The sequence below is a fragment of the Antarctobacter jejuensis genome, from assembly GCF_052266595.1.
GTDB classification, from domain to species: domain Bacteria; phylum Pseudomonadota; class Alphaproteobacteria; order Rhodobacterales; family Rhodobacteraceae; genus Antarctobacter; species Antarctobacter jejuensis.
Map to the genome: position 1 here is coordinate 14,690 of NZ_JBQQXJ010000022.1, position 11,837 is coordinate 26,526.

13 protein-coding genes are annotated in these 11,837 nt (G+C 63.7%); 8 read left to right on the forward strand and 5 right to left on the reverse strand.

Going from position 1 to position 11,837, the window contains the following annotated elements; all coding sequences use genetic code 11:
• The first annotated feature begins 8 nt into the window (after positions 1-8).
• Positions 9-221, forward strand: coding sequence for a hypothetical protein (locus tag ACTXGA_RS21925; protein WP_443396856.1), 213 nt, complete (start codon positions 9-11; stop codon positions 219-221).
• Between the two features lie 352 nt (positions 222-573).
• Here the strand turns inward: ACTXGA_RS21925 and ACTXGA_RS21930 are convergent, their stop codons facing one another.
• A complete protein-coding gene (locus ACTXGA_RS21930; protein ID WP_443396857.1) occupies positions 574-789 on the reverse strand; it encodes a hypothetical protein in 216 nt (71 codons plus the stop codon).
• 142 nt (positions 790-931) lie between these two features.
• On the opposite strand from ACTXGA_RS21930, the gene ACTXGA_RS21935 reads away from it, so the two are divergent.
• The 5 genes from ACTXGA_RS21935 (at position 932) to ACTXGA_RS21955 (ending at position 5,514) form a co-directional block, all read left to right on the forward strand.
• Positions 932-1,189, forward strand: coding sequence for a DUF2312 domain-containing protein (locus ACTXGA_RS21935; RefSeq protein WP_443396858.1), 258 nt, complete (start codon positions 932-934; stop codon positions 1,187-1,189).
• A 177-nt stretch (positions 1,190-1,366) separates the two neighbouring features.
• Positions 1,367-2,791 carry a circularly permuted type 2 ATP-grasp protein gene (locus tag ACTXGA_RS21940; protein WP_443396859.1) on the forward strand — a complete coding sequence of 475 codons (1,425 nt, stop codon included), beginning with the start codon at positions 1,367-1,369 and terminating at the stop codon, positions 2,789-2,791.
• A gap of 6 nt (positions 2,792-2,797) precedes the next feature.
• Positions 2,798-3,739, forward strand: a complete 942-nt coding sequence (locus ACTXGA_RS21945) for an alpha-E domain-containing protein (protein ID WP_443396860.1) — start codon at positions 2,798-2,800, stop codon at positions 3,737-3,739.
• Positions 3,740-3,801: 62 nt separating this feature from the next.
• Positions 3,802-4,602, forward strand: coding sequence for a transglutaminase family protein (locus ACTXGA_RS21950; protein WP_443396861.1), 801 nt, complete (start codon positions 3,802-3,804; stop codon positions 4,600-4,602).
• Positions 4,603-4,770: 168 nt separating this feature from the next.
• Positions 4,771-5,514, forward strand: a complete 744-nt coding sequence (locus ACTXGA_RS21955) for a proteasome-type protease (RefSeq protein ID WP_443396889.1) — start codon at positions 4,771-4,773, stop codon at positions 5,512-5,514.
• Positions 5,515-5,722: 208 nt separating this feature from the next.
• On the opposite strand, the gene ACTXGA_RS21960 is transcribed toward ACTXGA_RS21955, so the two are convergent.
• From ACTXGA_RS21960 to ACTXGA_RS21975, 4 genes are read right to left on the reverse strand one after another with little or no spacing between them, the layout of a single operon-like run.
• A complete protein-coding gene (locus ACTXGA_RS21960) occupies positions 5,723-7,078 on the reverse strand; it encodes a TRAP transporter large permease (protein WP_443396862.1) in 1,356 nt (451 codons plus the stop codon).
• Between the two features lie 2 nt (positions 7,079-7,080).
• Positions 7,081-7,605 carry a TRAP transporter small permease gene (locus ACTXGA_RS21965; RefSeq protein ID WP_443396863.1) on the reverse strand — a complete coding sequence of 175 codons (525 nt, stop codon included), beginning with the start codon at positions 7,603-7,605 and terminating at the stop codon, positions 7,081-7,083.
• Positions 7,605-8,642 carry a TRAP transporter substrate-binding protein gene (locus ACTXGA_RS21970; RefSeq protein ID WP_443396864.1) on the reverse strand — a complete coding sequence of 346 codons (1,038 nt, stop codon included), beginning with the start codon at positions 8,640-8,642 and terminating at the stop codon, positions 7,605-7,607. Before ACTXGA_RS21970 ends, ACTXGA_RS21965 begins: the two co-directional genes overlap by 1 nt.
• 33 nt (positions 8,643-8,675) lie before the next feature.
• Positions 8,676-10,409, reverse strand: a complete 1,734-nt coding sequence (locus ACTXGA_RS21975) for a thiamine pyrophosphate-requiring protein (RefSeq protein ID WP_443396865.1) — start codon at positions 10,407-10,409, stop codon at positions 8,676-8,678.
• 110 nt (positions 10,410-10,519) lie between these two features.
• Between ACTXGA_RS21975 and ACTXGA_RS21980 the strand changes: the two genes are divergently transcribed.
• Positions 10,520-11,257: an IclR family transcriptional regulator gene (locus ACTXGA_RS21980; RefSeq protein WP_443396866.1), complete on the forward strand. Its 738-nt coding sequence runs from the start codon at positions 10,520-10,522 to the stop codon at positions 11,255-11,257.
• Positions 11,258-11,293: 36 nt separating this feature from the next.
• Positions 11,294-11,836, forward strand: a complete 543-nt coding sequence (locus tag ACTXGA_RS21985; RefSeq protein WP_443396867.1) for a 2,4'-dihydroxyacetophenone dioxygenase family protein — start codon at positions 11,294-11,296, stop codon at positions 11,834-11,836.
• Position 11,837: the final 1 nt, after the last annotated feature.

Consider the following 11,837-nt stretch of genomic DNA (forward strand, 5'->3'; position numbering starts at 1 on the left):
AGACCGAAATGACTGACCAATTGAAGGCCCGACTTGAGGAACTGCGCGTCGAAATCGCGGCAGCCAAGGGCGAAGACCGCGACGCACTGATCGAAAAGCTGGAACAGGCGGTTCTTGGTCTGGAGGGCGTCGGTGAGGACGTGCCGGCATGGGCCCGCGAAATGGCCGAGGCCGCGCACGACAAGGAAGTTGAAGACGGCTTTGACAACATGCCCGTCTAGTCGCGCGCAGGCGCGACGGGACCGGTCGGCTATTCCAGTTGAAACCAACCAGCCGCGCGCAGGTGCGGCTGGATTAATGGCGTTCTGACAGAGCCTTGGCCCGCCGACGGCCTGTGGCCGGGCGGGAGGCTGTGGCTTTCCTCTGGAAAGTCTGAAAACGGCGGCCGCCGAAACGGATCGGATATCCGGGATTGCCAGGCCCCGGCCCATCGGGGGCTTTCGCCCCGTCTTTGCGCGCATCACGGGCGCCCCGGACGGGGCGAGGTGATCCGGTTTTCAGTGATCGATCGCGGGTGACACTGCCGGGCGGCGGTAAACAAAGCCTGACGACACCGCGCGGTGCGCCACGACCTCAGCCAAGGAAGATCCCGAGGATCACCATCATCAGCCCGATGACCGACAGCATCAGCGCGCCCATGTTCAGCGGCACGGTCCTGCGCACCACGTCGCGCAGCTCTTCGTCCGACAGATTGGCGCGGCGCGCCTTCCACACCCGCAGGATACACCACATCAGGCCAACAAGCCCGGCCAGCGACACTGCCGCGCCTCCCCAGATCAGTGCTGCCATCGGTTTTGTCCTTTCAGATGCATCGATGTGCGCCTAGCGCAGCGGCCCCCATCCGCGCAACCCCTGCCATGCGCTCTTGATGGTCGCGCGGCGCATGGGGTATCGAAGGGCCTCAGAAGGTCACGAGGCAGAGAGACAGACCATGCAGGACAATTCGTCGGACAGCTACGGCGTCGCCGCAGGCGAACTCAAGCAGTTCATAGAGCGCGTCGAGCGCCTTGAAGAGGAAAAGAAGGAAGTCGCGGAGCAGATCAAGGAAGTCATGGCAGAGGCCAAGGGCCGCGGCTATGACACCAAGGTCATGCGCAAGGTGATCGCCCTGCGCAAGCGCGACGCCGACGACATCGCCGAGGAAGAGGCGGTGCTGGACATGTACAAGGCCGCGCTTGGCATGGGATGACCCCGGCTGCGGGCGGGGAATGGAAACCGCCCGCGCCCGCCTGCCCAAATCTTGTGCACTTGCCCAATTCTTTGATTGCTCCCGGCATCGGATGCCGTTGCATGCCCTGTCAGGGATCGTTAGCGTTGTCGTTACAAGGCGTTAACAAGGGTGGGTTGCGCAGGTGGGCAGACAAGCATGAGCGACCAGTCGTACTTCGACGAGATGTGGGGAACGGAGCACCATCTGCGCTCTCCTTACTCGGCCTTCAACGCCTGGTTCGAGGGTGAGGATCCGAAACATCTGCGGGCCAAGCAGCGCGAAGCGGAGGATCTGTTTCGCCTTACCGGCATCACCTTCAACGTCTACGGACGTGCCGAGGCCGAAGAGCGCCTGATTCCCTTCGACATCATTCCGCGCATCATCTCGGGGCGCGAATGGCAAAAGCTCAGCCGCGGGATCGAACAGCGGGTCCGGGCGATCAACGCCTTTCTCTATGACATCTACCACGGTCAGGAGATCGTGAAGGCCGGGCGGCTGCCGGAGGAAATGATCAGCCGGAACGATGCCTTCCTGCCGGAAATGATCGGCGTCCGCCCGCCGGGTAACGTCTACACCCATATCGTGGGCATCGACCTTGTTCGCACCGGCCCGGATGAATTCTACGTGCTGGAGGACAATGCCCGCACGCCCTCCGGCGTCAGCTACATGCTGGAAAACCGTGAGACCATGCTGCAGATGTTCCCCGAGCTCTTCTCGGAGAACCGGGTGCAGCCGGTCCAGACCTATCCGACGGACCTGTTCAACTCTCTGGCCGCCTGTGCGCCGCCGACACCGGGGCGCAAGCCCACGGTCGCGGTGCTGACGCCGGGGATCTACAACTCGGCCTATTTCGAACACAGCTTCCTTGCCGATGAAATGGGCGTCGAACTGGTCGAAGGGCATGACCTGCGGGTGCAGGACGGGTTCCTGAACATGCGCACAACGCGCGGCTACAAGCCCATCGACGTACTCTATCGCCGGGTCGACGACGAATACCTCGACCCGCTGACCTTCAATCCCGAAAGCGCGCTGGGCGTGCCGGGGATCATGGACGTCTACCGCGCCGGCAACCTGACCATCGCCAACGCGCCCGGCACCGGCATTGCCGACGACAAGGCGATCTACAGCTACATGCCGGAAATCGTGGAGTTTTACACCGGCGAACGCCCGCTGCTCGAAAACGTGCCGACATGGCGTTGCTCAGAGCCGGACTCGCTGGCCTATGTGCTCGACAACCTCGCGGAACTGGTGGTCAAGGAGGTGCATGGATCGGGCGGCTACGGGATGCTGATCGGGCCGACCTCGTCGAAAAAGGAACTGGCCGATTTCCGTAAGAAGCTGGAGGCGCGGCCGGGCAACTATATCGCCCAGCCCACGCTCAGCCTGTCGACCGTGCCGATCTTTACCAAGAAGGGCCTGTCGCCGCGCCACGTGGACCTGCGGCCCTATGTTCTGGTCAGCCCGAGCGGGATCAACATCACCCCCGGCGGCCTGACGCGCGTGGCACTGAAAAAGGGCTCTCTGGTGGTCAACTCCTCGCAGGGCGGGGGCACCAAGGACACCTGGGTGCTGGAGGACTGACGCAAGATGCTGGGCAAGACCGCAAACGGCCTGTTCTGGATGTACCGCAACCTTGAGCGGGCCGAGAACGCCGCCCGCCTGATCGAGACGGGCCAGCGCATCGCGCTGACCCGGATGGGCACCTCGGACGACGAATGGCGCTCTGTCATGCAGACGGCGGGATCGCTCGACGGTTTTCTGGCCGATCATGACGCCATGACCAAGGACGCCGCCATCGACTGGCTGCTGCGGTCCAAGGACAACCCGTCGTCGGTGCGGTCCTGCATCGATCAGGCGCGCATGAACGCCCGAATGGTGCGCACCGCCCTGACCGGAGAGGTCTGGGAGGCGATGAACGGAACCTACATGCGCGTACAGGAGGTCCTGGCCCGCAAGGTGGCGGAACGGGATCTGCCGCAGGTTCTGGGCATGATCCGACAGCGCACCGGCCTTGTCCGTGGCGCGACGCATGGCACCATGCTGCGCAACGACATCTACGATTTCGCACGCATCGGCACCTTTCTGGAACGCGCCGACAACACCGCGCGCATTCTGGACGTGAAATACTATGTGCTGCTGCCGTCGGTGTCTGCGGTGGGCAGCAGTATCGACAACGTGCAGTGGGAAACGATCCTGCGCTCCGTTTCGGGCCGGGGCGGTTATCGCATGGAATATGGCGCCACCACCGAGCCGCAGGAAATCGCGCAGTTCCTGATCCTGAACCGCCGGATGCCGCGGTCTCTGGCCTTCTGCATCCGCAAGATGCGCGACAACCTGGAAATGCTGAACTCGGATTACGGGGTGCGCACGCCTTCCTTTGCCAAGATCGACCATATCGACCGGGCCTATCTCAGCTTCGACATCGACGCTGTTTTCGACTACGGTCTACATGAGTTCATCCAGAAACTGCTCTTTCTGCTGGGCGATCTCGGCCAGCAGATCGAGATCGATTACAGGTTCTACGAATGACCCAGTCGCAGTCCCAATCGCAGTCGCAAGATGAAGACCCCATTCCTCCGGCGGAGCCCCCGGTGCTGATCAGGATCAAGCATACCACGCGCTACAGCTTTTCGGAGCCGGTGAGCTTTGGCCTGCAACAGATCCGCAAGACCCCCAAGTCGCGCCACCAGCAGGAGGTGGTCGACTGGACCACGGATGTGACCGGCGGTGGTAAGCAACTGGAATATACGGACCAGCATCTGAACACGGTCGAACTGATCGGTTTGGACAAGGGCATCACCGAACTGGAAATCCGCTGCGAAGGCGTGGTGAAACTGCAGAATTCGCATGGTGTTCTGGGTCGCCACATTGGCCCGGCGCCGCTGTGGCTGTACCGTCGCCATACGCCGCAGACCAAGGCGGGGCAGGGGGTGCGCGCGCTGGTCCGGGATTTGCCCGAGGGCACGGATCTGGAACGCGCCCATGCGCTGATGGCCGCGATTGCCGAGTCGGTGGACTATGTCGTGGGCTCCTCCGATCCGGACTGGAGCGCCGAACAGGCGCTGGCAGAGGGCAAGGGCGTCTGTCAGGATCACACGCATGTCTTCCTTGCCTGTGCGCGGGAAATGGGCCTGCCGGCGCGTTATGTGTCGGGCTACCTGCTGTTGGATCACACCACCGATCAGGACGCGATGCACGCATGGGCAGAGACCTATCTGCCGGGGCTGGGCTGGGTCGGATTCGACTGTTCCAACTGCATGTCGCCCGATCAGCGTTATGTGCGCGTGGCCACCGGGCTCGACTATCACGATGCCGCCCCGGTGCGCGGCTCCCGTCAGGGCGGGGGCGAGACTGAATCGCTGGACGTGCAAATAGAGGTCGCGCAGCAGTAACCTTGCCTCTGCTGCCCTGCGGCATAATCCCCGCAAACAGGCTGGACGCACGCCCGCACTGTTACCTGCGCATCGCCGGGTGATCCGGTCACGCAACAATCGCTTGTGCCTTCCGCCGCGCTGCCCCTAATGTCCGCGCGATTCGAGGCCTCGGGAGGCATGACCGGAATGACTTATTGCGTGGGACTGATGCTGAAACGGGGGTTGGTCTTCATGTCCGACACCCGCACCAATGCCGGCCTCGACAATATCTCGACCTTCGGCAAGATGAAGATCTGGGAAGCAGAGGGCGACCGCGTCATCACGCTGCTCAGTGCCGGGAACCTTGCCACCACGCAGGCCGTCGTCTCTGAACTGGATGAGCGGGTCAAGGCGCATGGCGAACGCAAGCCGTCGATCTTTGAAATGCCGTCGATGTATCAGGTCGCGCGTCTTGTCGCGGACACGCTGCGCGACGTGATCGCCCGCAATTCGGAAAGCGGTCAGCGCGCCGACAGCGCGTTCAATGCCACGCTGCTGCTGGGCGGTCAGATCGCGGGCGGCCCACAGCGCCTGTTCCTGATCTACCCGGAGGGCAATTTCATCGAGGCCGGTGCCGATACGCCCTTCTTCCAGATCGGCGAGATCAAATACGGCCGTCCGATCCTCGTACGCGCCTATGACGATACGATGAGCTTTGAGGACGCGATGAAGCTGCTGCTGGTCAGCTTTGATAGCACGGTCAAGGCCAACCTCAGCGTCGGCGCGCCCTTCGATTACCACCTCTATGCCGTCGACAGCCTCGTGCGCGGGCAGACCGGGAGGATCGAACTGGATGATCCCTATTACAACACCGTCAGTCAGGGCTGGAGCGATGCGCTGAAACTGGCGCTGGACAGCCTGCCGCCCTTTGGTGGGACACTGCCGGACTAAGCCCTCCTCTGCCAAAAGCGCCTGATTGCGCGGTCGTCACAGGGCGGTATCCGCATGTGGGCTGCACGGGACCTTTCTGACCCCGACTACGGAAGCCTGATTTTCGCCCTGGACGCGAGGGCCAACGGCAGGAAAGGCGGCCAGCGGACTTTGGCGGACTGCATGCAATGTTACCTGCCTGTTGATGCCGTGATCGCGCAGCTGCGCCTCACCCTCCGAAGATACGCGGCAGGAAGAAGACGATCCCCGGCACCGCCAGTAGGACGATCACCCTGAGCAGTTCGGCCACGAAGAATGGCATGACACCGATGAAAGTGTCGCGCATCGGTACATCCGGCGCCTGCGCCGAAATGATGAAAACATTCATCCCGACCGGCGGCGTGATCAGACCGAGTTCGACCACGACGAGCGCAAGGATCCCGAACCAGATCTTCAGGTCCTCGGTCGTCATGCCAAACGGGCTGTCCGCAGCGGCCACCCAGTCGCCGCCGTTGATTTCGACCAGCACGGGCCAGAAAAACGGGATGGCAAGCAGGATCATCGACAGGCTGTCCATCAGGCAGCCCAGCAGGATCAGCGCGGCCAGAAGCAGGATCAAGGTGGTCATCGGCGCAAGGCCGGAGTTCGCCATCATCTCTGCCACCGCCTGCGGAACGCCGCCGCGCGCCATGAAGATCTTCAGCAATTCGGCGCCCAGCAGGATCAGGAAGATCATGCCGGTCGTACGCGCCGTCTCCTTGAGGGCTTCGCGGGTCTCGTGCAGCGTCAGCTTGCGGCGCAAAAGGCCGATCAGCGTGACCATGACCACACCAACCGACGCCGCCGGTGTCGGGTTGAACAGGCCGAAGTATAGCCCGCCGATCACCGCAAGAAACACGACGACCACCGGAAAGATGTTGAGCGAGGCCGACAATAGCTCCTGCCGGGAAGCCCTTTGCCCGGCGGGCCCCGCCCCCGGAACGAATGTCGTATAGGCGAGGATCGTCAGGATGAAGAAGCCGACCGCGATCAGCCCCGGCAGGAGCGCGGCCATGAACATCGTCACGACATTTGCCTCTACGATTATGGCGTAGATGATCAGCACGACGGATGGCGGGATCAGGATGCCCAGCACGCCGCCGGCCGCAATGGTGCCGGTGGCGAGCCTATTGGAATAGCGGTATTTCTTCAGTTCCGGCAAGGCGACCCGCCCCATGGTCGAGGCGGTGGCCAGCGACGAACCGCAGACCGCTCCGAAGCCAGCGCAAGCCGCAATCGCGGCCATGGCCACGCCGCCGCGCATCCAGCCCAGCCAGGCGTTGGCAGCGCGGAACAGATCAGCCGACAGCCCTGTCCGCGAGGCAATCGCCCCCATCAGGATGAACAGCGGCACGACCGAAAGGTCATAAGTCGAGAACTGCGCGTAGGCGAGATCCTTCAACTGGCTCAACACGATGGGCCAGCCGTTCAGCAGGGCGGTGCCGATCCCGCCGACGAGGATCATGGCGTAGGCGATGGGCACTCGGGCGGCAATCAGCACGACAAGCACGCCAAGGCCGATCAGCCCGATGGTCAAGGGGGCCAAGGTCAGATGCTCCGTTGCGGGGGGTGGGACGGACGCAAGGCGTCCAGCGCCTCGACAAGGGTGATGAGAGCGGCCAGAAGCAGCAGGACAAGCGAGATCAGCGCCGGCACAAAGGCATACCAGATCGGGATTTCGAGGATGCCGGTGAACTCGGTGTAGGTACGATAATCCACCAGCCCCAGCCACATCCGCCAGATCAGCAGCGCCGCAAACCCCGTGGCGATCATTGCCGCCAGCAACGACATGAGCGCCACCTGCCGGGGCGAGGCGCGCGTTGTGAAGATGTCCGCCGACACGTTTGCCCCGGTCAGTTGGCAATAGGGCAGGAAGGCAAAGACGGCGATGGCGGTGCCCATCTCGGTCAATTCGAAATCCCCCGGAAACGGGGCATTGAACAGCCAGCCCGCAAGGATCGACCAGGCGTTCACGCCGACCACGACAAGCAGCACGGCCCCGCCGAACAGCGCCCAGCCAAGGATCAAAAGGCGCGCGGGACGGAACCGTCCCGCGCTTTCGTTGGCATGCATCAGTTGGACGCCATGTTCTGACGGACCAGTTCGACCGCGCGGTCGTACAGCGCCTGTCCGTCGATGCCCTGTCCGTCCATCTCGGCGATCCAGCGGTCCACCACGGAGGCCGTCTTTGCCTCGAATTCCGCCCATTCTTCGTCGGTCAACTGGATGTGCGTGTTGCCCGCACCAGTGGCCACCTTGATGCCAAAGTCGTCAGCCGCAGCCCAGACCTGACCGACCTCGGCGTGCCAGTCCTCGCCCGACACCTGACGGAACACGGCCTGGATGTCCTCGGGCAGGCTGTCCCACTTTGCCTCGTTCATCAGGACGGAAAACGACGTGGTGCCCAGCCGTTTGCCGCCCGGTCCCTCGATCTGGTAATCCGTCACCTCGTGGATCTTCAGCGCCGGGATGATCTCGAAAGGGATCAGCGCGCCGTCGATCACCTTTTTCGACAGGGCAACCGGGATTTCACCCACCGCTGTCTGAACAGGGGAGGCACCAAGCGCCTCCAGCATCCAGGAGCCGGTGCGGGACGGAATGCGGATCTTCTTGCCTTCCAGATCGGCGGGGCTGCGGATCTCGTCGCTGGCCATGTGGATGGCCTGCCCCTGGTGGACGTGCTGAAACATCGGCACGACGCCTTGGAAATCATCGGCGAGGTAGTCGTCATACATCGCCAGCATGGCCTTGTTGACGGCGGCATTGTCGCCCTTGTGCACGCCGGGCAGCTCGAACACCTCGGTCCGCGGGAAAGCCCCGGCCGCGTAGGCGTTCACGATCCAGACAAGGTCGACGACACCATCGCGCGCCTGTCGCGGCAGTTGCGGCGGCTTGCCGCCCAGCGTCATCGCCGGGAAGATCTCGATGGACACGCGCCCGTCCGAGGCCTCTTCGATGCGCTTGGCCCAGGGTTCCAGCATCTGGGTGTGCGCGGGTGCCTTCGGGCTGAGGAAGTGGTGCAGCTTGAGCTGGATTTCCTGCGCGGCGGCGGCCCCGGCGGCAAGGCCGAGGGCAATGGCCGAGGTGGCCAGCGTCTTGATGATGGTCATGGTTTCCTCCCTTTGACGTGGTTTTGCGCCGGTTCAGTGCGGCGCGGTTCTTGCGATGGCGATGTTGAGCAGCACCTGACGCCGTTCATTGGTGGCGACGGCGATGGCACGGTCCAGCGCGGCGGGCAGGTCCGCCCCCTGCGTGACGGTTTCGGTCCAGGCGCGGCTGGCCTTGGCGGTTTGGGTGAAATCCGGGCTTGGGCGGAGCGAGGTCAGCGGCACCTCGTTCGACGCCCGGGCGGCGCCGGTCGGGTAAAGCCCCTCGACCGAGTGACGGACAGCGCCCCATTCCTCATTGTTCAGAACAAGGGTGATGACGGGCACCCCATGTGCCTCGGCAACAAGGTGACAGGCAGTGGGGTTGGCGAACATGTAGCTGCCGTCGCCCATCGTGGCAAAGACCAGCCGGTCCGGATCAGCAAGCTGCGCGCCGATGGCGGCGGGCAAGCCCCAGCCCAGACCGCCGGAATGCGGCTCTTGGAAATAGCTGTCGGGCATATCGAGGTCGAGCGGCATGAGCGGGCAGCCCAACTCGTGAAAAACAGTGGACCGGCGGCCGTGTTCCTGTGCCTGCGCCTTGATCGCGCGCCCGAGGCAGAGGCTCACCCATTCCTTCGTCATCGGAGACGCACAGCCGGTTTCGGCGTTGGACTGCACCGCCTTGCGCGCGGCTTTGCTCGCTTTGCCGATGCGGTCCCGGCGCGCGTCCAGCCCTGCGTCGTCAAGGGGTTGCTGTGCCATTGCCTCCGCGAGCCTGGCAATAACGCGGTCCGTCGGCCCGGCGAGCGTCAGCGCCGCCGGGAAGTTGCGCACCGGTGTGCGGCTGAATAACGGATCCGGCCCCGCCTGGATCACCGTCGCGCCATCCCGCAAGGAAACCTTGTCCGGGAACCACGGTGCCAGCGCGTCAAGAACCAACACAACGTCTGCCTCTGCCAGCCACGGGCCCGGATCGGCCCCCACCTGACAGGGGTGCGACAGCGGCAGGGCCAACTGGTTCGACCAGTAATGCGACAGGGGCAGCGCGTGGCGTTCGCACATCTCTGCCAGGGTCGCGAAAGCGGCGTCGCTGCCTGCGCCGCGCTGCGCAATGATCAGCGGATTTTCTGCTTGGGCGAGCGCCTGCGCCGCTTGAGTGACGGCGTCCGGGTCCGGTGACGTGATGACGGGTGCCATGCGCGACGGCGCGTCCAGCCCTGCACGCGGGCAGGGCTCGCATAACACTTCGCGGGGCAGGCTCAGGTAAACCGGCCCACGGGGCGTGGAATTCGCGATGGCCCAGGCGCGGTCCATCAGGTCCGAGATCTGATCGGCAAAACGCAGTTCGTAGTGCCACTTCGTCGTTTCGCGGATCAGCGCCTCTTGGTCGAACATCTCCTGTCCCCAGCCGATGGGCACGGTGCGCGCGCCAAAGCGGGTGTGTTCCGTGACCGGGGTACGCCCCGACATCACGATCATCGGCACCTGATCGCACCAGGCGTTGATCACGGCGGTGGCCCCGTTCGACAGGCCCACGTTTGTGTGCAGCAGCACAGCCTGCGGGCGTCCCGTCACTTGCCAATAACCATGCGCCATGGAAACCGCCGCATGTTCGTGCGGCACGGTCACGGGCGTAGGCAGGTCCAGCCCGGCGCGGCGGGCCTCCACCAGTCCTTCGATGACGGGCGGGAAGTCGGTACCCGAGTTGGAAAAGACATAGTCGACACCAAGCGCCTTAAGCTTGCCGAAGATCGCGCCGCCGGCGGTGATCGAAGCTGCGTCCGTCATGACCTGCCTCTCTGCAACTTCCCTCTAAATCTCAGCATGGAAGATTCTATTTGCAGATAGTGATTTGGGACGGCAACCTGAGTCAATCGTTTCTCCCAGAGGTCCTGCGCATGTCCACGCCGATCAACCTGTCCGTCATGAAGGCTTTCGATGCGCTCGACCTGTTGAGCGAGGAAAGGCGCGAACTGACGGCCGAGGTCGTGGCGCGCGAGCTGCGCCTGTCCTACGCCACGGCGCACCGGTTCCTTGTGACGCTTGCGGCAGCGGGGGTGCTGACAGCGGTGCGGCGCGGCGTCTTTGCGCCCGGGCCGCGGCTTGCACGTCTCGGACGCATGGCAGAGGACCTCGCCCCCTTGCCGCCCTCGTTGCAGGCCACGCTGGATCGCTTGCGGCTGATGCTGGACGAATCCGTCATGGCGTGTCGGTTCACACCGGACGGGCCGATGTGTGTGGCCGTCTCGCAGGCGCAGCGACCCATTTCGGTGAACATCCGCACGGGCACGACCCTGCCGATGCTGACCACGGCGCAGGGCCGCTTGTTCCTGTCGGGCATGACGCCCCGCGACCGTCAAAGCTGGGCCGCCGCGCAAGGTGTAGAACCTGACGTCCTGAACCCACTCGAACCCATCCTCGCAGAGGTTCAGGCCAGCGGCCATGCGCTCAACCGCGGCGACAATGAACCGGACATCGCGGCAATCTCCGTGCCGGTCCGGTCGGACGGGCGCACGGTGCTCACGCTGTCTGCATTTGGCACGCTGAGCCGATTGGACGGGGCCTTTGTCCAGAGAGCCAGAGGACTGCTGACGGAGGCCGCTACGCAATTGGCCACCGAACTGGCGGCCGACTGATCGCAAAACAACAGTCACACCGGAAGGAGAACCAGAATGAAAGACGATCCCGACAGCAAAGGCACCGAGTTCTGGCGCGACCTGAAACCCATCACCAAGGTGTTCCAGCCCGACGCAAAGCCCGAAGTCTATCTGCCGAACATCGCCGACGATGACATGCGCTACTACGTGCCCTTCACCGAGACCGTGTTTTCCAGGCCGCTCTGGATTTCCCCGTCGAAGAACCAGTGGTGCGACGTTCTCATGGCCACCGGACCGGGGCTGGTGAACCGGCATTACCACCCGCACGAGGTCTTTGCCTACACCATCTCCGGTAAGTGGGGGTATCTCGAACACGACTGGGTCGCGACCGCAGGCGATTTCGTCTACGAGACCCCGGGCGAGGGCCACACGCTGGTGGCCTACGAACACGAAGAGCCGATGAAGGTTCATTTCAAGGTCACCGGCCCGCTGATCTGGCTGGACGAGGACGGCGAACCTGACGGCTATTTCGACGTTCACCAGTACATCGCCATGTGCCGGGCGCATTACGACAAGGTCGGCATCGGCGCCGACTACATCGACGGGTTGTTCCGCTAGG